The organism is Stenotrophomonas sp. GL_111 (genome assembly GCF_057835245.1).
In genome coordinates, this window is sequence record NZ_CM174421.1 from 1,549,810 (window position 1) to 1,570,473 (window position 20,664).

The 20,664-nt window shown below is 66.1% G+C and carries 17 protein-coding genes; 9 read left to right on the forward strand and 8 right to left on the reverse strand.

The window, feature by feature from the left end:
- Window positions 1–7 precede the first annotated feature (7 nt).
- The 3 genes from AC3IPM_RS07010 to aptA form a co-directional block, all read right to left on the reverse strand.
- Window positions 8–1,303 (reverse strand): DUF445 domain-containing protein, encoded by a 1,296-nt coding sequence (locus tag AC3IPM_RS07010; RefSeq protein ID WP_489303242.1) that lies wholly within the window; start codon window positions 1,301–1,303, stop codon window positions 8–10.
- A gap of 70 nt (window positions 1,304–1,373) precedes the next feature.
- Window positions 1,374–2,249, reverse strand: coding sequence for a ParB N-terminal domain-containing protein (locus AC3IPM_RS07015; protein ID WP_489303243.1), 876 nt, complete (start codon window positions 2,247–2,249; stop codon window positions 1,374–1,376).
- A gap of 79 nt (window positions 2,250–2,328) precedes the next feature.
- Complete coding sequence (gene aptA / locus AC3IPM_RS07020) at window positions 2,329–3,681, reverse strand: omega-aminotransferase AptA (protein WP_489303244.1); 1,353 nt, start codon at window positions 3,679–3,681, stop codon at window positions 2,329–2,331.
- 112 nt (window positions 3,682–3,793) lie between these two features.
- Between aptA and AC3IPM_RS07025 the strand changes: the two genes are divergently transcribed.
- Both AC3IPM_RS07025 and AC3IPM_RS07030 read left to right on the forward strand, forming a co-directional pair.
- Complete coding sequence (locus AC3IPM_RS07025; protein WP_489303245.1) at window positions 3,794–5,296, forward strand: aldehyde dehydrogenase; 1,503 nt, start codon at window positions 3,794–3,796, stop codon at window positions 5,294–5,296.
- 112 nt (window positions 5,297–5,408) lie between these two features.
- A complete protein-coding gene (locus AC3IPM_RS07030) occupies window positions 5,409–6,692 on the forward strand; it encodes an MFS transporter (protein WP_489303246.1) in 1,284 nt (427 codons plus the stop codon).
- A 13-nt stretch (window positions 6,693–6,705) separates the two neighbouring features.
- Here AC3IPM_RS07030 and AC3IPM_RS07035 read toward each other — a convergent pair whose 3' ends face one another.
- The 3 genes from AC3IPM_RS07035 to AC3IPM_RS07045 form a co-directional block, all read right to left on the reverse strand.
- A complete protein-coding gene (locus tag AC3IPM_RS07035; RefSeq protein ID WP_489303247.1) occupies window positions 6,706–7,167 on the reverse strand; it encodes a bacteriohemerythrin in 462 nt (153 codons plus the stop codon).
- Between the two features lie 70 nt (window positions 7,168–7,237).
- Complete coding sequence (locus tag AC3IPM_RS07040; protein ID WP_489303248.1) at window positions 7,238–8,578, reverse strand: GGDEF domain-containing response regulator; 1,341 nt, start codon at window positions 8,576–8,578, stop codon at window positions 7,238–7,240.
- A gap of 74 nt (window positions 8,579–8,652) precedes the next feature.
- Window positions 8,653–9,939, reverse strand: coding sequence for an NAD(P)/FAD-dependent oxidoreductase (locus AC3IPM_RS07045; protein WP_489303249.1), 1,287 nt, complete (start codon window positions 9,937–9,939; stop codon window positions 8,653–8,655).
- 193 nt (window positions 9,940–10,132) lie between these two features.
- On the opposite strand from AC3IPM_RS07045, the gene AC3IPM_RS07050 reads away from it, so the two are divergent.
- The 3 genes from AC3IPM_RS07050 to AC3IPM_RS07060 all read left to right on the forward strand — a co-directional run bounded on the left by AC3IPM_RS07050 (window position 10,133) and on the right by AC3IPM_RS07060 (window position 13,563).
- Window positions 10,133–10,891 carry a gamma-glutamyl-gamma-aminobutyrate hydrolase family protein gene (locus tag AC3IPM_RS07050; RefSeq protein WP_489303250.1) on the forward strand — a complete coding sequence of 253 codons (759 nt, stop codon included), beginning with the start codon at window positions 10,133–10,135 and terminating at the stop codon, window positions 10,889–10,891.
- Complete coding sequence (locus AC3IPM_RS07055; protein ID WP_489303251.1) at window positions 10,888–12,324, forward strand: glutamine synthetase family protein; 1,437 nt, start codon at window positions 10,888–10,890, stop codon at window positions 12,322–12,324. The genes AC3IPM_RS07050 and AC3IPM_RS07055 overlap by 4 nt, the downstream gene beginning before the upstream one ends.
- 135 nt (window positions 12,325–12,459) lie before the next feature.
- Window positions 12,460–13,563 carry a polyamine ABC transporter substrate-binding protein gene (locus AC3IPM_RS07060; protein WP_489303252.1) on the forward strand — a complete coding sequence of 368 codons (1,104 nt, stop codon included), beginning with the start codon at window positions 12,460–12,462 and terminating at the stop codon, window positions 13,561–13,563.
- Window positions 13,564–13,701: 138 nt separating this feature from the next.
- Here the strand turns inward: AC3IPM_RS07060 and AC3IPM_RS07065 are convergent, their stop codons facing one another.
- The gene (locus AC3IPM_RS07065) at window positions 13,702–14,856 is read right to left on the reverse strand and encodes a M35 family metallo-endopeptidase (RefSeq protein WP_489303253.1); all 1,155 of its coding nucleotides are present in this window, start codon (window positions 14,854–14,856) and stop codon (window positions 13,702–13,704) included.
- A 253-nt stretch (window positions 14,857–15,109) separates the two neighbouring features.
- Here AC3IPM_RS07065 and AC3IPM_RS07070 point away from each other — a divergent pair, with 253 nt between their 5' ends.
- The 4 genes from AC3IPM_RS07070 to AC3IPM_RS07085 all read left to right on the forward strand — a co-directional run bounded on the left by AC3IPM_RS07070 (window position 15,110) and on the right by AC3IPM_RS07085 (window position 19,665).
- Window positions 15,110–16,246 (forward strand): ABC transporter ATP-binding protein, encoded by a 1,137-nt coding sequence (locus tag AC3IPM_RS07070; RefSeq protein WP_489303254.1) that lies wholly within the window; start codon window positions 15,110–15,112, stop codon window positions 16,244–16,246.
- Window positions 16,243–17,154 carry an ABC transporter permease subunit gene (locus tag AC3IPM_RS07075; protein WP_489303255.1) on the forward strand — a complete coding sequence of 304 codons (912 nt, stop codon included), beginning with the start codon at window positions 16,243–16,245 and terminating at the stop codon, window positions 17,152–17,154. The genes AC3IPM_RS07070 and AC3IPM_RS07075 overlap by 4 nt, the downstream gene beginning before the upstream one ends.
- Window positions 17,151–17,996 carry an ABC transporter permease subunit gene (locus AC3IPM_RS07080; RefSeq protein ID WP_489303256.1) on the forward strand — a complete coding sequence of 282 codons (846 nt, stop codon included), beginning with the start codon at window positions 17,151–17,153 and terminating at the stop codon, window positions 17,994–17,996. Before AC3IPM_RS07075 ends, AC3IPM_RS07080 begins: the two co-directional genes overlap by 4 nt.
- A gap of 304 nt (window positions 17,997–18,300) precedes the next feature.
- Window positions 18,301–19,665: an NAD-dependent succinate-semialdehyde dehydrogenase gene (locus tag AC3IPM_RS07085; protein ID WP_489303257.1), complete on the forward strand. Its 1,365-nt coding sequence runs from the start codon at window positions 18,301–18,303 to the stop codon at window positions 19,663–19,665.
- Here the strand turns inward: AC3IPM_RS07085 and AC3IPM_RS07090 are convergent, their stop codons facing one another.
- Complete coding sequence (locus AC3IPM_RS07090; RefSeq protein WP_489303258.1) at window positions 19,666–20,664, reverse strand: magnesium and cobalt transport protein CorA; 999 nt, start codon at window positions 20,662–20,664, stop codon at window positions 19,666–19,668.

Genomic DNA, 20,664 nt, shown 5'->3' on the forward strand with positions numbered 1-20,664 from the left:
CCCCCGGCTACCAGTGCATCCACACCGTGAGCGCGTGCAGCAGCAGGCCGATCAGGCCGCCGACCAGGGTGCCGTTGAAGCGGATGAACTGCAGATCGCGCCCGACGCTGAGTTCCAGCTGCTCCACCAGATGGCGCTCGTCCCAGCTCTTGACGGTCTGCGCGATGTGCTGGGTGACCCCGTCGCGCAGGCGGCTGGTCAGGCGCTCGGCGCCGTCCATCAGGTGCTGGTTGAGGGCCTCGCGCAACGAGGGATCGTCCTGCAGCGCCTGGCCGACCGCGGCCAGGCTGCGGCGCAGGTGGCCGGCCAGTGCCGAGTCTTCGCTGGACAGGTCCGCGCGCAGGCTGGCGTGGATGCGCTCCCACAGGCCCTGCACGTACTCCTGCACGGCCGGGTGGTCGATCATCTGCTGCTTGATCTGGTCGATCTTCTCGGCCAGCGCCGGGTCGCTGCGCAGGCGCTGGATGTAGTCGGCCAGCCAGGTTTCGTAGTCGCGCCGCAGTGGATGCTCGGGCTGGGCCAGGATCTGCTGCGCCTCGGCCAACACCGCATGGGCCAGGCGCTCGGCCAGGCTGTCGCCGATCTCATCGATCGGTTTGACCCAGTTGACCGTGCTGGCCAGCTTGGGCCACTCGCGCTGGATGTAGCGCACGATCAGTTCAGACGCGCGCTGCTTGACGGCCTCGGTATCCAGCCACTCGCTGACCCGGGTCAGGCCTTCGTCGAGCACGCGCTGGTGGCGGTTGTCGGCGGTAAGCAGGCCGAGCAGTTCGCCGGCGGTGGCGGCGGCGTTCCATTGCCGCAGCTGCTGGATCACGAAGCCCTGGATGCTGCGCCGGACCGCGGCTTCATCCAGGAAATCCAGCGCCTGCAGGGCCCAGCCGCGGGCCATATCGGCCAGCAGCCGCGAGCGGGCCGGGTCGGCCAGCCAGCTACCCAGCCGGCTGGCCGGGTCGAACACCTGCAACCGCGCCAGCAGCGCCTGCGGTTCCAGGAACTGGTCGCGCACGAATACCGCCAGGCTGTCGGCGATGCGCTCTTTGCTGCGCGGGATGATCGCGGTATGCGGGATCGGCAGGCCCAGCGGGCGGCGGAACAGCGCCACCACCGCGAACCAGTCGGCCAGTGCACCCACCGCGGCGGCCTCGCAGAAGGCCGAGACCCAGGCCCAGATGCCGCGTTCGCCCTGCAGGTGGCTGATCACGAAGCCGGCCAACATCGCCAGCAACATCGCCAGCGCAATCAGTTTGAGGCGGCGCAACTGGGCGCGGCGCGGATCAACAGGAGGGGCGACAGCATTCATGTCGGCAGTCTACCCATCTGCGCATGATCAAGCGGTGGTAGTGCCGGTCGCTGGCCGGCAACCACGGACCTCAGGCGTCGGCCAGCTGCTTGCGCAGTGCGGCCAGCTGCTGGCGCAGCAGGTCGTTCTCCACGGTCAGCGCGATCACGCGCTGGCGCAGCTCGGCCGGGCCTTCGCCCAGTGCGTTGAGCGCATCGGCGATTTCGGCCTCGCGGCTCGGGTCTGCCTCCAGGCTGCCGTCTGCGCTGTGCAGCACGTCCTGCGCGGGCTTGCGTGGCTTGCGCTTGGCCTCGCGCACGCGCTTGGCAGCCTGCTTCAGTTCGTCTTTGCCGGCCACGGCAGCCGCGCGCTGTTCGTCTTCGGGCAGGTCGGCCACGGCGGCGGCGGCGCTGATCGAAATCACCCCGGTCTTGACCGCTTCCACCAGCTCCGGCGCGGCCTGCTTGTGGATGCGCTCGATCATCGTCACCTGGCTGCTGCTCAGGCGGGCTTCGCGAGCCATGTCGGCGCGGCTGACCTTGGGCGCGGCCGCCCACGGCGGGCTGTCTTCGTCGCCGTCCAGACCGGCATCGGCGATCTCGCCATCGCTTTCCTTCTGCAGCTGGGCCTGCTCGGCACGATGGCGCTCGGCCAGGATGTCGCGCTTGCGCAGCGCCAGCACACCGCGCTGGAAGTCGGACACGCTGCGCCGGCCCAGGTGCTGTTCGATCATCCACAGATGCACGTCGTCCATCGACTGGAAGCGGGTGTTCTGGACGGTCTGGAAGGGCAGGCCATGCTTCTGGCAGATGCCGTGGCGGTTGTGCCCGTCCACCAGCACGTCGCCCCACAGCACCAGCGCGTCACGACAGCCTTCGGCCAGGATGCTGCGCTCCAGCGCGTCATGCTCGTCGACGGTCAGCGGGTCGATGTAGGCCTTGAGTTCTTCTTTGACGACAATGTCCATGCAATCCGGTAGGCGAGCGCAACGAGACCCACCATTGTAGAGACCGGCGCCGGCTAAGTCGCCGCCGCCGGGTTCAGGCTCAGCCGGTGGCGCGGATCATTTCGCCCAGCACATCGACGATGCGGTCGATCTGCGGCTTGTCGATGATCAGCGGCGGCGACAGCGCGATCACATCGCCGGTACAGCGCACCAGCAGCTGGCCGTCGCGGAAGCAGCGTTCGAACACTTCATACCCGCGCCCGCCCGGGGCGTCCTTGCGCGGGGCCAGCTCGATGGCGCCGATCAACCCGAAGTTGCGGATGTCGATCACGTGCGGGAGGCCGCGCAGGCTGTGCAGACGGGTCTGCCAGTACTCGCCCAGCTCGATGGCGCGTTCGAACAGGCGCTCTTCGGCGTAGGTCTCCAGCGTGGCCAGGGCCGCGGCGCAGGCCAGTGGATGGCCGGAATAGGTATAGCCATGGAACAGTTCGATCGCCGCCGGCGGGCCCTGCTGGAAGGCGGTATGCACCGCATCGGACACCAGCACCGCACCCATCGGTACCGCGCCGTTGGTCAGGCCCTTGGCCAGGGTCAGCAGGTCCGGGGTGACCCCGAATCGCTGCGCGGCGAAGGCGTTGCCGACCCGGCCGAAACCGGTGATGACCTCATCGAACACCAGCAGGATGCCGTGCTGGTCGCAGATCTCACGCAGCCGCTGCAGGTAGCCGGGCGCGGGCAGGATGACGCCGGCCGAACCGGCAATCGGCTCGACGAACACCGCGGCAATCGTGGAGGCATCGTGCAGGGCGATCAGCCGTTCCAGGTCATCGGCCAGGTCGGCCCCGTGGCGCGGCAGGCCCGGACTGAAGGCATTGCGCGACAGGTCCAGGGTGTGGCGCAGGAAGTCGCTGCCGGCCAGCAGCGGGCCGAACTGTTTGCGGTTGTTGGGCAGCCCGCCAATCGACAGCCCGCCGAAACCCACCCCGTGGTAGGCCTTCTCGCGGCCGATGAAACGGGTGCGCTGGCCATCGCCGCGCAGGCGGTGGTAGGCCAATGCGATCTTCATCGCGGTATCCACCGCTTCGGAGCCGGAGTTGGTAAAGAACGCATGGTTGAGCGTGGCCGGGGCCAGCGCGGTCAAGCGCTGCGCCAGCACGAACGGCAGCGGCGTGCCCATCTGGAACGGCGGCGCGAAATCCAGCGTGGCCGCCTGCTGCTGGATGGCCTGCACGATGCGCGGGCGCGCATGGCCGGCATTGCAGCACCACAGCCCGGCCGCGCCATCCAGGATCGGGCGCTCATCGACATCGTGGTAGTACATGCCCTCGGCCCGCACCAGCAGGCGGGGCGCGGCCTTGAACTGGCGGTTGGCGGTGAACGGCATCCAGAACGCGTCCAGCGACTCCGGGGTCTGCCGGGCCAGGGTGGACAGCGGGGTTTCGTTGCGGGGCATCGGTGACTCCGTGGGCGCCGGATGGTCACGACTCTATCGCAGTTGCATCACGGCGGCCCGTGATGGCGGCGGGTATAAAGGGGGCACCTTGTGGCCGCCAGCGGAGCCTTCGATGCACGCACTTCCCACCCGCGAAGACTGGCAGCGCCGCGCCGACGCGCTGGTGCTGCAGGGCCAGGCCTTCATCGATGGCCGCTACGTGGATGCCGCCGATGGCGCGCGGTTCAACTGCATCAGCCCCATCGACGGGCGGGTGCTGCTGCAGGTGGCCGACTGCGGCGCGCAGGACTCGCAGCGCGCGGTCGCGGCGGCCCGGCGCAGTGTCGAGGCCGGGCACTGGTCGCGCGCCGCGCCGATCCAGCGCAAGAAGATCCTGCTGCGGCTGGCCGACCTGGTCGAGCAGCACGCCGACGAACTGGCCCTGCTGGAAAGCCTGGACATGGGCAAGCCGGTACGCGACGCACGCCAGGGCGACCTGCCCGGCGCGGTGCGCTGCCTGCGCTGGACCGCCGAGGCGATCGACAAGGTGTACGGCGAAATCGCCCCGACTGCGGCCGATACGCTTGGCCTGATCAGCCGTGAACCGGTGGGCGTGGTCGCGGCGATCGTGCCGTGGAATTTCCCGTTGCTGATGGCGTGCTGGAAGATCGCCCCGGCGTTGGCGGCGGGCAATTCGCTGATCCTCAAACCGTCCGAACGCTCGCCGCTGAGTGCGATCCGGCTGGCGGCGCTGGTCGCCGAGGCCGGCATCCCTGACGGCGTGTTCAACGTGCTGCCCGGCGATGGCAAGCGCGCCGGCGAACCGCTGGCCCTGCACATGGACGTGGACGCACTGGCCTTCACCGGCTCCACTGCGGTGGGCAAGCGGCTGCTGCAATGCGCCGGGCTGTCCAACCTCAAACGCACCTGGCTGGAATGCGGCGGCAAGAGCGCCAACCTGGTGTTCGCCGACGCGCCGGACCTGGACAAAGCCGCCGAAGCCGCCGCCACCGGGATCTTCTACAACCAGGGTGAGGTCTGCACGGCCGCCTCGCGACTGCTGGTGCAGCGCTCGATCCAGGAACCGTTCGTCGCGCGCGTGCTCGCCCATGCGCGCCACATGCAGCCCCGGCATCCCTTCGAGCCGGATGCGCCGATGGGGGCGCTGGTCGATGCCGCGCACGCCGAACGCGTGCTGGGCTACATCGGACGCGGCGAAGCACAGGGCGCCCGGTTGCTGCTGGGCGGCAAGCGTGTGGAGGTGGTGGCCGGGGGCAGCTACGTGGAGCCCACCGTGTTCGACCAGGTCGATGCGGGCCAGGAGATCGCCCGCGAGGAGGTGTTCGGTCCGGTGCTGTCGGTGTTGGGCTTCGACCACGAAGACGACGCGTTGCGGCTGGCCAACGACTCCCCGTATGGGCTCGCGGCGGGACTGTGGACCCGCGATCTGGGCCGCGCGCATCGGGTCGCGCGCGGGCTGCGCGCCGGCAGCGTGTGGGTCAACCAATGGGACGGTGGCGACATGACCGCCCCGTTCGGTGGCTACAAGCAGTCTGGCATCGGTCGCGACAAATCGCTGCACGCCTTCGACAAGTACACCGAGCTCAAGGCGACCTGGATCCACCTCGGCAGCTGAGCCGGCCACGGGTGCGGGCCCGGTCACAGCACGACGGTGTCGTCTGCAACCATCGGCCGCAGTGCGTCATGGCCGTGGCAGAATCGGGCAGCTGCCCTTTCCTTTGTGACCGATGTCGACTTCCGCCGCACCTGACGTCAACTCTCCCCGCCGCGTGTTGCTGGCCAGCCTGATCGGCACCACCATCGAGTTCTTCGACTTCTACATCTACGCCACCGCGGCGGTGCTGGTGTTCCCGCACCTGTTCTTCCCGGACAGCAGCGATGGCGCGGCCCTGCTGCAATCACTGGCGACCTTCGCGGTGGCCTTCATCGCCCGCCCGGTTGGCTCGGCGGTGTTTGGCCACTACGGCGACCGCATCGGGCGCAAGGCCACCCTGGTGGCCGCGTTGCTGACCATGGGCATTTCCACCGTGGCGATCGGCCTGCTGCCCACCCACGCCAGCATCGGCATCGTCGCGCCGGCGTTGCTGGCGTTGTGCCGGTTCGGCCAGGGCCTCGGCCTCGGCGGCGAGTGGGGTGGGGCGGTGCTGCTGGCTACCGAGAACGCGCCGCCGGGCAAGCGCGCCTGGTATGGCATGTTCCCGCAGCTGGGCGCGCCGCTGGGGTTCCTGCTGTCGGCCGGCATCTTCCTGCTGCTGGGGCGGCTGATGAGCGAGGCCGATTTCCTGCAGTGGGGCTGGCGCGTGCCGTTCCTGGCCAGTTCGCTGCTGGTCGCGGTGGGCCTGTGGGTGCGCCTGAACATCCATGAGACCCCGCAGTTCCAGGCCGCGCTGGACCGCAACGAACGCGTGCGGCTGCCGATGTGGACGGTGATCCGCGAGCATTCGGTGCCACTGGTGCTGGGCACCCTGGGCGCGTTCGCCACCTTCGTGCTGTTCTACCTGATGACGGTGTTCACCCTGGGCTATGGCACCACGGTGCTGCACTACTCGCGCGAGCAGTTCCTGCTGATGCAGATGGTCGGCATCCTGTTCTTTGCCCTGGGCATTCCGATTTCGGCGCGCTACGGCGACCGCTGGGGCACGCGGCGTACGATGATCGTGGCCAGCGGCCTGATCCTGGGCTTCGGGGTGGTGTTCGCGCCGCTGTTCCAGGCCGGCAGCCCCTGGCTGGTGCTGGGCTTCCTGTCGCTGGGCCTGTTCCTGATGGGCCTCACCTACGGCCCGTGCGGCACCTTCCTGGCCGAGATCTACCCGGTGCAGGTGCGCTACACCGGCGCGTCGCTGTCCTTCAACCTCGCCGGCATTCTCGGCGCGGCACCGGCGCCGTATGTGGCCACCTGGTTGGCGGAACGCTTCGGCCTGCTCGCGGTTGGTTTCTACCTGTGCCTCACCGCGCTGGTCACCATCGTGGCGCTGTTGGCCATGGGGCGGCACGCCGCGCGCCGCCGCTGAGGCCGCGCCAGGTTCAGCGGAAGAAGCGCTTCAACGTGCGTCCCAGCCAGCCGCCCTGCTGGTGCTCGCGGGCGAACTGGTTCAGGTGCTGCTTGACCTGCGGCGCATAGGCCTTGTCGTCGCCGCGGATGTGGTTGAACAGCCAGCGCGAGAGCATCGTGCGCAGCTCGTCGCTGATGTCCTCGCCGGCCTGGAAGCGCAGGCGGTACTCGGCCACGCGCTTGATGAAGATCTCATGCACGCGCTTGTGCGCAGCGCAGAACGGATAGCCGGCTTCTTCCATCAGCTCTTCTTCGAAGGCGAAGTGCGACATCGTGTAGTCCACCAGCTCATCGATCACCTCGGCCACGCCCAGCCGTTGCAGGGTGCCCTGTGCGACATGCAGGTGGTTGAGCATCTCCACGATCCGCATGTGCTGGTGGTCGATGACGTCGATGCCGATGTTCAGGTCGTCCTGCCAGACCAGAAGTGCCATGGTGCGTTCCCCGCGCTGTTCAACTGGGAACGACTCTAGGGTGATCGCGACAGCCCCGCGTTGATCTCGATCAAGGCACCAGTGCCGGCTCGCGCGCCACGCTGGCCACGCTGGTGCAGCTGACCCGGTTGCGGCCACCGGCCTTGGCCAGGTAAAGCTGACGGTCGGCCTCGGAGATCAGCCGGTGCAGCGAATCGTGCTGCGGGCGCAGGCAGCACAGCCCGATGCTGACCGTCATCCGCAGCACCGTGCCGCCCAGGTCCACCTCCAGCGCGGCGATGCGCTGGCGCAGCAGTTCGAAATAACCGCGCGCCTCGTCCTCTTCCAGCCCCGGCACCAGCAGGCAGAACTCTTCACCACCGAAGCGCGCAATCAGGTCCTGGTCGCGTGCGTGCCCGGCCACCGCCGCGGCCACCGCGCGCAGCGCATCGTCGCCGGCTTCATGGCCGTGGGTATCGTTGATGTGCTTGAAGTGGTCGATATCGATCATCGCCACCGCCACCAACTCATCGCGCAGCTGCAGTTGCGGCAGCTGGCGCTGGCTCTGCTCCAGGAAACAGCGGCGGTTCGGCAGGCCGGTGAGGAAGTCGCGCGTGGCCAGATCCTGCAGCGTCCCGATCAGTTCCAGCTGGTCCACGTTCTGCGACACCCGGCAGAAAAATTCCTCGCGCGAGAACGGCTTGCGCAGGAAGTCGTTGGCGCCGTTCTTCAGGAAACGCGGAATCAGCGAGGGATCGGTGTTGCCGGAAATCCCGATCACCGCCACCTTGTCGCGCGAGCGCAGGGTGCGCAGGCGGCGGGTGAACTCCACCCCCTCCATGCCGGGCATTTCCTGGTCCACCACCGCCAGCCGGATCGCCGGATGCGCTTCGATGGCCTTCAGCCCGGCGGCACCGTCGGCCGCTTCGTAAACCTGATGGCCGTACATGCGCAGCAGCGAGGCGGCATACATGCGTGCCGACAGCGAATCGTCCACTACCAGCGCGGCGATGCGCCGGTTGCGCTCCAGCCGCTGCACCAGCCACACCAGGTAGTCGATGCTGCCCGGGGTGTTCTTGAGCACGTAATCGATGATCTGCTGCTGCAGCACGCGCTTGCGCAGGTCTTCGTCGTAGACCCCGCTGACCACCACGGTGGGCAGCCCGCGCGACAGGAAATACTCCACCACCTTGTCGCGGTCGCCATCGGCCAGCACCAGCCCGGTCAGCACCAGGAACCAGCCCTGTTCCTCATCCAGCAAGCGCCCGGCCTCGGCCAGGCTGGTGGCCACCGACACCGGCAATTCCAGCCGCTGCTCGATCGCTTCGCGCAGCATGCTGGTGAACGTGCGCGAGTTTTCCACCAGCAGAATCCGCTGGGGCAGAGCATCACCGGGGTCGCTGTCGAAAGCGCCCTGCAACAGTGCCGGCATGAGGCGTACGCTCGAATTCGAGTGAGTCGGCAGGGATAGCGGCCGTTTCAGGTGCAACTTTAGGGGTGGGGGTATCACCACAACGCATCGCGCAACCTGTACCAGGACATCGCCGCCACCAGCAGCGGTGTGCGCAGCAGCCGGCCACCCGGGAAACGCCGGTGCGGGATGCGCTCGAACACGTCCAGCCGCTGCGACTGGCCGGCAATGGCTTCGGCCAGCACCGCGCCGGCCAGGCCGGTCGCTGCCACGCCATGCCCGGAAAAGCCCTGCGCGAAATACACATTCGGGGTGAGCCGGCCCCAGTGCGGAGCACGATTGCGGGTGATGTCCACGTAGCCGCCCCAGACCTGGTCCATGCCCACATCGGCCAGCTGCGGGAACACCTGGTGCATGCGCCGGGTCATCCCCCCGCGCAACCCCGGCGGTGGCAGCGCGGAATAACTGGCACGACCGCCGAACAGCAGGCGGTGGTCGGTGCTGAGCCGGAAGTAATCCAGCGCCCAGCTGACGTCGGCCACCGCCATGTTGTTGCGGATCAGACCGCGCGCACGCTCTTCGCCCAACACCTGCGAGGCGCCGATATAGGTGCCCACCGGCATGATCCGGCTCTCCAGCTCCGGGGCGATGCCCTGCAGCCAGGCGTTGCCGGCGATCACCACGTGGTCGGCGGTGACCGTGCCGGCGGCGGTGCGCAGCTGCGGACGCGCACCGCGCACCAGCTGCAGCACCGGGGAGCGTTCGTGGATCACCACGCCCAGCCCTTCCGCCGCGCGTGCGAGGCCCTGCGCATAAGCCAACGGATGCAGGTGACCGCTGGCCGCATCGAACATCGCACCGCGGTAGCGCGGGCTGTCCAGCTGCTCGCGCAGTTGCTGGCGGTCCCACCACTGCAGGGGATAGTCGTAGCGCTCGGCCAGTTCGATCAACCCGGCGCGCAGCGCACGTTCCTGTACGGCCCGGATCGGCACGCTGGCGTGACCCTCTTGCCAGTCGCAGGCGATGGCGTAGTGCTGCAGGCGATGCCGCAGCAGCGCCATGCCCTCGCGCGAAAAGTCGAACAGCAGGCGGGCGTCGTCCGTGCCGACCAGGCGTTCCAGCGTATCCACCTCGCAGCCATAGCCGACGATGGCCTGGCCGCCATTGCGCCCCGATGCGCCCCAGCCCACGCGGTGCGCCTCCAGCACCACCACGCGGTAGCCGCGCTCGGCCAGCGACAACGCCGCCGACAGGCCGGTATAGCCGGCGCCCAGCACGCAGACATCGGCACTGCAATCGCCTGCCAGCGGCGCGCGCAGTGCCTGCGCCGGCACGCTGTCGGCGTACCAGCTGGGCACATGGTCCTGGTCGGTGCGGCTCATGGCGCGCGCCGGCAGGGAACGGAACAGGCGACATTCATCGCGACAGCATGCCAGCAACCCGGTGCGGGAAAACAGCGGACAGTCTGTCGCAGCCATCGCGGCGGGCACGTGACGGGCAGGGCGGTGGTGGCGGTGTCTTGCGCGCCCTCATGCCACAGGGGTACCGTGGCTGCAGGTCCTCCGAGCATGACGCATGGTCTCGCCCCCTTGGGTCGGCCTGCCCACCGACAGCACGATGCTGGGCCACCACCGGTTCGCGGTGGCCGGCGAGAAGTACGTCCGCGCCCTGGTCGAGGCGGCCGGGGTCACCCCCGTACTGCTGCCCAGCCTGCAGCCGCCGTTGCCCGCGCATGACTGGCTCGAACGTGTGCAGGGACTGTTGCTGACCGGGGCGGTCAGCAACATCCAGCCGCACCTGTATGCTGGCGCACCGAGCTGGCCGGGCAACCCGCATGACCCGGCGCGCGATGCCAACGCGCTGTCGCTGCTGGATGCCGCGCTGGCGCGCGACCTGCCGGTGCTGGCGATCTGCCGGGGTTTCCAGGAACTCAACGTCGCCCTGGGTGGCAGCCTGCACGCCCGCGTGCACGCCGTTCCCGGGCTGGCCGACCACCGTGAAGATCCCGATGCACCGGTGGATGTGCAGTACGGGCCGGCGCACCCGGTAACGCTGGCCGCCGACGGGTGGCTGGCCGAATGGGCCGGTGCCGAGGCGGTGTCGGTCAACTCGGTGCACGGGCAGGGCATCGCGCGGCTGGCAGAGGGTCTTCGCGTCGAGGCGCGTGCGCCGGATGGCCTGATCGAGGCCGCGCGCAGCCGCACGCACAGCTTCGTGCTCGGTGTGCAGTGGCATCCGGAATGGCGTGTCACTGAAAACCGGTTCTATCACAGTATTTTCCAAGCCTTCGGCGATGCTTGTCGCCGCTACTCCAGCAAAGCAGACCGGTCATGACCACCCGAACGCGTTCGCGCAAAACCGCCACCCCGTCGCGCAAAGCGGCCGCTTCCTCGCGCAAGGCCGCTCCGCCGCCGGTGCCGCAGGAAAGCGCGCTGCTGCGCTGGCTCAAGGAACGGCGCATCACCGAGGTGGAGTGCCTGGTCCCGGACATCACCGGCAATGCGCGCGGCAAGATCATCCCGGCCGACAAGTTCTCGCACGACTACGGCACCCGCTTGCCGGAGGGCATTTTCGCCACGACGGTCACCGGTGAGTTCCCCGACGACTACTACGAGCTGACCTCGCCGTCGGATTCTGACATGATCCTGCGCCCGGACCCGGACACCGTGCGCATGGTGCCGTGGGCGACCGACCCAACCGCGCAGGTGATCCACGACTGCTTCACCAAGACCGGCGAGCCGCACGAGCTGGCCCCGCGCAACGTGCTGCGGCGCGTGCTCGACGGTTACGCCGCGCTGGGTCTGCGCCCGGTGGTGGCCCCGGAACTGGAATTCTTCCTGGTGCAGAAAAACACCGACCCGGACTTCCCGCTGCTGCCCCCGGCCGGCCGCTCGGGCCGCCCGGAGACGGCGCGGCAGTCGTACTCGATCGACGCGGTAAACGAATTCGATCCGATCCTGGATCTGATGTACGACTACTGCGATGCGATGAAGCTGGACGTGGACACCTTGATCCACGAATCCGGCGCGGCGCAGCTGGAAGTCAACTTCACCCACGCCAATGCCATGGACCTGGCCGACCAGGTGTTCCTGTTCAAGCGCACCATGCGCGAGTCGGCGATGCGCCATGGGGTGTACGCCACCTTCCTGGCCAAGCCGATGGAGAACGAGCCGGGCAGTGCGATGCACATCCACCAGAGCCTGCTGCGGGTCAGCGATGGCCAGAACGTGTTCACCGGCGAACACGGTGGCGAGGACTTCAGCCCGCTGTTCGGCCACTACCTGGCCGGGCTGCAGAAGTACGTGCCGATGGCGATGGCGTTCTTCGCGCCCAATGTGAATTCCTACCGTCGGCTGGTGTTCGGCGAGGTCTCGCCGAGCAATGTGCACTGGGGCTTCGACAACCGCACCTGCGGGCTGCGCGTGCCGCTGGATACCCCGGAGAACATGCGGGTGGAAAGCCGCTTCGCCGGTTCCGACGCCAATCCCTACCTGGCCATGGCCGCCACCCTGGCCGCGGGCCTGCTTGGCATCCGCGAGCAGGGCTCACCGACCGCGCCGGTCAGCGGCAGCGCCAAGGAGCTGGGCTACGACCTGCCGCGCTCGCTGGGCGAGGCATTGGACGGGCTGGAGGGCTGCCCGGAACTGCGCGAGATGCTGGGCGAGCGCTTCTGCCGGGCCTACGTGTCGGTCAAGCGCAAGGAATACGAGACCTTCTTCCGGGTAATCAGCTCCTGGGAGCGCGAATTCCTGCTGCTCAACGTCTGATCGGGCCCAGCCGCCACTTTGGGCATGGCCGTGAGGACCGCGTGCTGGGAAAATGGGGGCGTGCCCGTTAGGCTGGCACCCGTTGCGCCGGTCCGGCCGGTTCCCCCAACTCGCACCTGACCTGTGGAGAGTCCGATGAAGCTGCGAATCCTCACCCTCGGCATTGCCGTTTCCCTGCTCAGCGCCTGTGGTGGCGCCCCGCAGGACGACAGCAAGGTGCTGAACGTCTACAACTACAACGATTACATCGCCGAAGACACCATTCCGACCTTCGAGAAGACCACCGGTATCAAGGTCACCTACGATGTGTTCGACAGCGATGAAATGGTCGAAACCAAGCTGCTGGCCGGGTCCAGTGGCTATGACGTGGTGGTGCCGACGCTGAACTTCTTCGGCCGCCAGATCCAGGCCGGCGTGTTCCTGCCGCTGGACAAGAGCAAGATCCCGAACCTGGCCAATCTGGATCCGGAGGTGATGAAGCGCATCGCCCAGCAGGATCCGGGCAACCAGTACGGTGTGCCGTACATGATCGGTACCACGGGGATCGGCTACAACGTGGAGATGCTCAAGCAGCGCTTCGGCGGCAGCACCGATATCGCCAACAGCTGGGATCTGATCTTCAAGCCCGAAAACATCGCCAAGATGAAGGATTGCGGGATCACGATTCTGGACACGCCGTCGGACATGATCCCGATCGCGCTGCACTACCTGGGCCAGGATCCGCACAGCAAGGACCCGGCCACGCTGCAGAAGGCTGCCGACCTGCTCAAGAGCATCCGGCCGTACGTGCAGAACTTCCACTCCTCGCAGTACGTGGGCTCACTGGCCAACGGCGGCACCTGCCTGGTGGTGGGCTGGTCGGGCGACATCATCCAGGCCCGCGACCGCGCGGCCGAGGCGGCCAATGGCGTGACCGTGGCGTACTCGATCCCGCGCGAAGGCGCGCCGCAGTGGTTCGACATGCTGGCCATCCCCAAGGATGCCAAGCATCCGCAGGCGGCCTACGCGTTCATCAACTACCTGCTCGAGCCCAAGGTCGCCGCGGCCAACACCAACTACATCCACTACGCCAACCCGGTGTCCAAGGCGACTCCGCTGGTGGATGCGGCGATTCGCAACGACCCGACCATCTACCCGCCGGCCGACGTGGCCGCCAAGATGTTCACCTATTCGATCAACCCGCCGGAGGTGGACAAGCTCTACACCCGGTTGTGGACCGAGGTGAAAACCGGGCGCTGAGTCCTCGTCTCCAGCGACAATAGGGCGTCTTTTCAGAGAAGAGAAGACGCTCGCTTGCCAAAATCAAGAAATACTCCGCTTCAACGGTAGGGATAATGGCCCTTCTGGTGAGTTGAGAAGGGAGCTTTTTCGAGTGCTTCACTCTTCGGAATATTCGTTCTTGGCAAAGTACTCAAGTCCATAGGCGTGCTCAGCAGCGAGGTCTCGATCAGTTCGGGCCATGCCTGCCGCTTCAGATGGAAGTGCAAAAGATGCGTCATAGTCGGACGTGCCTTTGGCAAGAAAGTCGTCAAAATGCGAAACTTCGTGATAGATCGTCACCGCCCTTGACCCTGTCTGATCATTTGGGTCAATTGGAAGTGAAAAGAAGTTTGGGCAGTAGTTGATGAGGTAGTTGATGCCCTGAGTTGTCCACGCATTGACACGATTGACTAATTCAATGGGGCAGTCGCAGGAGGGCTGGAGTAGAACCCCAAATCTAGAAGCCGTGGCGCCGACGATCTCTCGTATTGTGATGTTGACTGGGTCGACCTCATTGGGATCTCCATGATTTCCAAACCACGTTGTGTATCTTGGCGACTGATTGAAGGTGGCTATGATTGAGTCTTCCGTCTGTTCAAATCCATAGAGCGAGTCAAGGTAGCTCTTCGTATCCCCCGGAAGTTTCCGAGCTGCGGGCATGGATTCAACTATTGCGAGGAGCTTGTCCGGCGGGCACCTTGTGGGGTTTGAGGCTGTGCTGCTGTGCGAAGATCCGCGCTGGGATGGTGGTTTTGGGGTGATTCTGGGTGTGACGATGTCTATGAACGGAGACGTTTTGTAGATATAACGCTTGGATTCGCCGATCGGAGACGTCTGTGCTGCGTTGGGTTGTAGCTCCCGGTAGCGCACTCCTGGTGGCGAAATGCGATAGCGAGTATCGGGTTGAAGGTCGTAGCTTGCCGTGATGTCGACAGTTACTGTTCTTTTTTCCTCCGGGGCGAGAGTTATTGTTTCAAGTCGCGCTTCGCGAGTTAGGTTTACGTGAATCCCTCGATAGGCCGGGGTTGAGCCGTCGGCAGCAATAATCTGAAAAGAATCGCTCCAAAGGCGTCCATCCTTCAGCGAATTTGGCAGGCTCGTGAGAGGGATGGAGGCTGATTTTTCTCCTGCGTTTGTATAGGTCAACGTCAATCTGATGTGAGCATCGATCTGTGTTGAATCTTGCTGGACGTTGACCAATATTTCAGCGTACGCCCGAGGTGTCCCCGCGGCGAGGAATAGAGTGATCAGCAGTTTTCCAGCAATACTCATGAATTCAGTCCATTGAGTTGGGTTTGCACCATGCTGTTCTCGCACTCAGGTGGTCCCTGGTCAAATAGATATTGCCGGTTCTGTGAGGTCGTGTGATTTTTATGAAGGTGGGACCTTGTGCGGGTCTACTGATGATCCGCGTAGTCTCCGCAAGGCGTTGACGCTGCTGAAGTGAACGTCGTCGTTATTTCTTGCACAGGTGCGGAGGGCTAGAATGACGCGCCCCTTTGCCCCTGCTCCCGGAGCCCCCCCAATGTCCGCTGAAGTCCAGCCGGAAGTCGCCGATGCCCTGCCAAGCGACACGCCGGGCTATCTGTCCATCCGCGCGCTGCGCAAGGAATTCGACGGTTTCGTCGCCCTCGACGACGTCAGCCTGGACGTGCGCAAGGGCGAGATCTTCGCCCTGCTCGGGGGGTCGGGCAGCGGCAAGTCCACGCTGCTGCGCTGCCTGGGCGGTTTCGAAACGCCTACCCGGGGCAGCATCGAGCTGGATGGCCAGCGCATCAACGACCTGCCGCCGTACCAGCGGCCGATCAACATGATGTTCCAGTCCTATGCGCTGTTCCCGCATATGACGGTGGAACAGAACATCGCCTTCGGGCTGAAGCAGGATGGCCTGGCCCGCGACGCGATCCGCACCCGGGTCGGCGAGATGCTGGAGCTGGTGCAGCTGGGCAAGCTGGCCAAGCGCAAGCCGCATCAGTTGTCCGGCGGCCAGCAGCAGCGCGTGGCGCTGGCGCGGTCGCTGGCCAAGGGGCCCAAGCTGTTGTTGCTGGATGAACCGATGGGCGCGCTGGACAAGAAGCTGCGCTCGCAGATGCAGCTGGAGCTGGTCAACATCATCGAGACCTCCGGCGTGACCTGCGTAATGGTCACCCACGATCAGGAGGAGGCCATGACCATGGCCACCCGCATCGCGGTGATGGAGGCCGGCTGGATCCAGCAGGTGGGCAAGCCCGATGAAATCTACGAGCAACCGGCCAACCGGTTCGTGGCCGAGTTCATCGGTTCGGTCAACCTGTTCGACGGGGTGATCGACGAGGACCTGCCCGAGTACGTCACGGTGCGCACGCCGCTGTTCCCGGCGCCGATCTACGTGGCGCATGGCATCACCGGCTACGAAGGCCAGCCGGTGGCGTTCGCGCTGCGCCCGGAGAAGGTGATGATCGGCAAGGACGAGCCGGCCGCGGACACCAACAAGGCGCAGGGCGTGATCGAGGAGATCGCCTATTTCGGCAGCCACTCGGTCTATCACGTGCGCCTGCCGAGCGGCGCCAAGGTGCTGTCCAACTTCGCCAATTCGCAGCGTTGGGCCAGCGACGGGCTGACCTGGGGCGACAGCGTGTGGGTGCATTGGCGCGACAACGACGGCGTGGTGCTCACCGCATGAACGCGACCGGCTGGAAGCGTTGGCTGCCCGGCACCCGTGCCGGGGTGATCGCGGCGCCCTACCTGTGGCTGCTGCTGTTCTTCGCGGTGCCGTTCGTGATCATCCTGATGATCTCGTTCTCGCGCACGCAGGTCGGCTCGCCGCCGTATACATGGCTGCTGGAGTACGTGGACGGTGCGTTCTCGCTGAAGCTCAACCTGGGCAACTACGCCGCATTGGTGAAAGACAACCAGTACGTGCTGGCCTACCTGAGTTCGATCAAGATCGCGGTGATCGCCACGCTGCTGACGCTGCTGATCGGCTACCCGATGGCGTACGTGATTTCGCGGATGTCACCGGCCGCGCGCAACGTGGCGATGATGCTGGTGGTGCTGCCGTCGTGGACCTCGTTCCTGATCCGGGTCTACGCCTGGATCGGCATCCTGGACCGCAATGGACTGCTCAACCAGCTGCTGTTGAAGATCGGCCTGATCGATGCGCCGCTGCAGATCCTGTACACGCCGACCGCGGCCTACATCGGCATCGTGTACTGCTATCTGCCGTTCATGGTGCTGCCGCTGTACGCCAACCTGGTGAAGCTGGACAACCGTCTGCTGGAGGCGGCCTACGATCTGGGTGCGCGGCCGTGGCAGGCCTTCCTGCGGATCACGCTGCCGTTGTCGCGCACGGGCATCATCGCCGGCTGCATGCTGGTGATGATTCCGGCGGTGGGCGAGTTCGTGATTCCGGAGATGCTGGGCGGCCCCGATACGTTGATGATCGGGCGGGTGCTGTGGGGTGAGTTCTTCAACAACCGCGACTGGCCGATCGCCTCGGCGGTGGCGATCGTGATGCTGGCACTGCTGCTGGTGCCGATCCTGCTGTTCAACCGGCTGCAGCAGCGCGAGCTGGAAGGAAAGCTGGCATGAGCATGGTGCGCCGCAATCGGTGGTTGGGCTGGTCGGTACTGGGGCTGGGCTTTGCGTTCCTGTACCTGCCGATCCTGTTGTTGATGGTTTACTCGTTCAATGCCTCCAAGCTGGCGACGGTGTGGTCGGGCTTCTCGACGCGCTGGTACGGGGAGCTGTTCAACAACCGGCAGATCCTGGAGGCGTTGTGGATCAGCCTGAAGGTGGCGTTCTGGACGGCCTGCGCGGCAACGGTGCTCGGCACGATGGCAGCGATGGTGATGACGCGGATGCGGCGGTTCCCGGGCAAGACGGTGTTCGGGGCGCTGATCACCGCGCCGCTGGTGATGCCGGAGGTGATCCTGGGCTTTTCGCTGATGACGCTGCTGGTGTCGATGGGCGGCATTCCGGGCTTTCCGAGCCGGGGGGTGACGAGCATCTGGATCGCGCATGTGACGTTCACGCTGTCGTTCGTGACGGTGGTGGTGTCGTCGCGATTGCAGGAGCTGGACCGGTCGCTGGAGGAGGCGGCGATGGATCTGGGGGCGAGCCGGTTGAAGGTGTTCTTCCAGATCACGTTGCCGATCATCGCGCCGGCGCTGGTGGCGGGCTGGCTGTTGGCCTTTACGTTGTCGCTGGATGATGTGGTGATCGCGAGTTTCGTGGCGGGGCCGAATTCGACGACGCTGCCGATGAAGGTGTTCGCATCGGTGCGGATGGGGATCAAGCCGGAGATCAATGCGTTGGCGACGTTGATGGTGCTGGCGGTGTCGGTGGCGGCGGTGGTGGGCTGGTTCATCACGGCGCGCAGTGAGAAGCGGCGCCAGCGCGACATGCAGATGGCGCTGCAGGACAAGAGCTGACTTCAGCAACAGCAACAGCAACAGCGGGGGGTAGGTTGCCGGGGTTGGCGTCGGCATGGGCGGGTTGGCGGGACACGCCGTGAATCCATCCATGGAGGCTTGTCCACAACATCCATGTTGTGGACAGTCCCGCCAACCCACCCATGCCGACGCCCGATACCTTTCCGGCCCCTCACTCCCCACGGTAGAGCCGGGCCATGCCCGGCTGCCTCGATCGAGGCGCCTATCCACATTCGTCGTAACCGGCAACATCCAACTCACAACGGCAGGCGCAGAATGGTGGTCTGTCTTCTGGAGTACCGCGATGACCGTTGAAATCGTCAACCCTGCCACCGGTCGGGTCACTTACCGCCATGAGCTGCTGGACACCGCGCAGATCGAGCAGCGGCTGGCCGCGGCGGCCACGGCCTTTCCGTTGTGGTCGGCGCGATCGCTGCAGGAGCGTGGGGCGATCCTGCGTGGGATTGCCGCGCAGCTGCGCGCCCGCAAGGGCGAGCTGCAGGTGGCGATGACCAGCGAGATGGGCAAGCTCAAGGCCGAGGCGTTGGCCGAGGTGGAGAAGTGCGCGCAGGCCTGCGAGTACTACGCCGACCACGCCGCGGACTATCTGAAGCCGCAGCTGATCGATACCGAGGCCCAGCGCAGCTACGTGCGCTACGAGCCGATCGGTTGCGTGTTCGCGGTGATGCCGTGGAATTTTCCGATCTGGCAGGTGTTCCGCTTCCTGGCTCCGGCCTTCATGGCCGGCAACGTGACGCTGCTCAAGCACGCCAGCAATGTGCCCCAATGCGCGGACCTGATCCTGGCCGTGTGCCGCGACGGGGGCCTGCCCGAGGGGGTGTTCGATGTGCTGCACATCGACAATGACCAGGCTGCCGAGGTGCTGCGCGACCGGCGGGTCAAGGCGGTGACGCTGACCGGCAGCGAGCGCGCGGGGCGTTCGATCGCCGCCAATGCGGGCGATCAGTTGAAGAAATGCGTGATGGAGCTGGGCGGCAGCGATGCATTCGTGGTGCTCGACGATGCTGATCTGGACAAGGCCGTGGCCGCGGCGGTGAAGTCACGCTTCGACAACAGCGGGCAGACCTGCATCGCGGCCAAGCGCTTCATCGTGGTCGATGCGATCGCCGAAGCGTTCGTGGCGAAGTTCGTGGCCGCCGCCGCCGCGCGGGTCTACGGCGACCCGCAGGACGAGAAGACCACGCTGGCACCGATGGCACGCGCGGACCTGCGCGATGAGCTGCACAAGCAGGTCCAGGCCAGCGTGGCCAAGGGTGCGAAGGTGCTGCTGGGCGGTGAGCCGGTCGCGGGTAGCCATGCGGGTTATCCGGCCACGATTCTGGACAACGTGGTGCCGGGCATGCCGGCCTACGAGGAAGAGCTGTTCGGCCCGGTCGCGGCGATCCTGCGCGTGCGTGACGATGCCGACGCATTGCGGGTGGCCAATGACACCACGTTTGGCCTGGGCGGCAGCGTGTGGAGTGGCGACCCGGTGCGCGGCGAGGCGCTGGCCAAGCGGCTGGAATGCGGCGCGGCGTTCGTCAACGCCATCGTCAAGAGTGATGTGCGGCTGCCGTTCGGTGGCACCAAGCGTTCGGGCTTCGGGCGCGAGCTGGCCGACCACGGCATCCACGAGTTCATGAACATCAAGTCGGTCTACGTGGCTTGATTACAGCCAACGCACCCGCTTGAACAGGCGGTACAGGCCTACGCACACCGCGCCGACGCCGACGATCATCGCCGGGTAGGCCCAGGGGCGGTCGAGCTCGGGCATGAAGTGGAAGTTCATGCCATACCAGCTGGTGATCAGGGTCGGTGCGGCCAGCAGCGCGGCCCAGGCGCCGAGGCGCTTGACCGTCTCGCCCTGGGCCAGGGTAACCAGCGACAGGTTCACGCTGAGCGCGGTGCCCAGCATCTCGCGCAGGGTGTCGATCACATCGCTGATCCGCACGGCATGGTCGTGCACGTCGCGCAGGTACAGCTTCACCTCATCAGGCACCAGCTCGCCCTGGTAACGCTTGATCTGCGCCAGCATGTCCTGCAGCGGGGCCACCGCCATGCGCATCTTGTTGAGCTCGCGCTTGAGCTCGTACAGGCGCACGACGGTCTGGCGCTTGTAGCTGTCGGAGAAGATGTCGTGCTCCAGCAGCTCCAGCGTGTCGCGGTAGCGCTGGGTGATGGGCAGGTAGTTGTCGACCACGAAGTCCAGCACCGCGTACAGGCAGTACGACGGGCCCATTGTGCGCAGCAGTTCGGGCTCGCGCTCGACGCGCGCACGCGGGGCGGCATAGGACAGCGAGGCACCGTGGCGCACCGTGACCAGGAAGCGCGGGCCGAGGAAGGCGTGGGTTTCGCCGTACTGGATGCGCTCGTCCACCATCTGCGCAGTGGTCACCACCACGAACAGCGAATTTCCGTACGCCTCCACCTTGGGCCGCTGGTGCGCATTGCGGGCATCTTCGATGGCCAGCGAGTGCAGGCAGAACTCCTCCTGCAGCTTCAGCAGTACGCTGTCGGCCGGCTCGTACAGGCCGACCCAGACGAAACCGTTGCCGCTTTCGATCACATCGCTGATCGCGTCCAGGCTGATGTCGTGGCGCTTGCCCTGATCATCGTAGTGGACGCAGTTGATGACACAGGCCGGGTTGGCGGGGACGGCGTTTTCCAT

Excerpts from the sequence above, each read along its gene's own strand:
- AC3IPM_RS07010 (WP_489303242.1), bottom strand. The coding sequence starts at position 1,303 with ATGAATGCTGTCGCCCCTCCTGTTGATCCGCGCCGCGCCCAGTTGCGC.
- AC3IPM_RS07015 (WP_489303243.1), bottom strand. The coding sequence starts at position 2,249 with ATGGACATTGTCGTCAAAGAAGAACTCAAGGCCTACATCGACCCGCTG.
- aptA (WP_489303244.1), bottom strand. The coding sequence starts at position 3,681 with ATGCCCCGCAACGAAACCCCGCTGTCCACCCTGGCCCGGCAGACCCCG.
- AC3IPM_RS07025 (WP_489303245.1), top strand. The coding sequence starts at position 3,794 with ATGCACGCACTTCCCACCCGCGAAGACTGGCAGCGCCGCGCCGACGCG.
- AC3IPM_RS07030 (WP_489303246.1), top strand. The coding sequence starts at position 5,409 with ATGTCGACTTCCGCCGCACCTGACGTCAACTCTCCCCGCCGCGTGTTG.
- AC3IPM_RS07035 (WP_489303247.1), bottom strand. The coding sequence starts at position 7,167 with ATGGCACTTCTGGTCTGGCAGGACGACCTGAACATCGGCATCGACGTC.
- AC3IPM_RS07040 (WP_489303248.1), bottom strand. The coding sequence starts at position 8,578 with ATGCCGGCACTGTTGCAGGGCGCTTTCGACAGCGACCCCGGTGATGCT.
- AC3IPM_RS07045 (WP_489303249.1), bottom strand. The coding sequence starts at position 9,939 with ATGAGCCGCACCGACCAGGACCATGTGCCCAGCTGGTACGCCGACAGC.
- AC3IPM_RS07050 (WP_489303250.1), top strand. The coding sequence starts at position 10,133 with ATGGTCTCGCCCCCTTGGGTCGGCCTGCCCACCGACAGCACGATGCTG.
- AC3IPM_RS07055 (WP_489303251.1), top strand. The coding sequence starts at position 10,888 with ATGACCACCCGAACGCGTTCGCGCAAAACCGCCACCCCGTCGCGCAAA.
- AC3IPM_RS07060 (WP_489303252.1), top strand. The coding sequence starts at position 12,460 with ATGAAGCTGCGAATCCTCACCCTCGGCATTGCCGTTTCCCTGCTCAGC.
- AC3IPM_RS07065 (WP_489303253.1), bottom strand. The coding sequence starts at position 14,856 with ATGAGTATTGCTGGAAAACTGCTGATCACTCTATTCCTCGCCGCGGGG.
- AC3IPM_RS07070 (WP_489303254.1), top strand. The coding sequence starts at position 15,110 with ATGTCCGCTGAAGTCCAGCCGGAAGTCGCCGATGCCCTGCCAAGCGAC.
- AC3IPM_RS07075 (WP_489303255.1), top strand. The coding sequence starts at position 16,243 with ATGAACGCGACCGGCTGGAAGCGTTGGCTGCCCGGCACCCGTGCCGGG.
- AC3IPM_RS07080 (WP_489303256.1), top strand. The coding sequence starts at position 17,151 with ATGAGCATGGTGCGCCGCAATCGGTGGTTGGGCTGGTCGGTACTGGGG.
- AC3IPM_RS07085 (WP_489303257.1), top strand. The coding sequence starts at position 18,301 with ATGACCGTTGAAATCGTCAACCCTGCCACCGGTCGGGTCACTTACCGC.
- AC3IPM_RS07090 (WP_489303258.1), bottom strand. The coding sequence starts at position 20,664 with ATGGAAAACGCCGTCCCCGCCAACCCGGCCTGTGTCATCAACTGCGTC.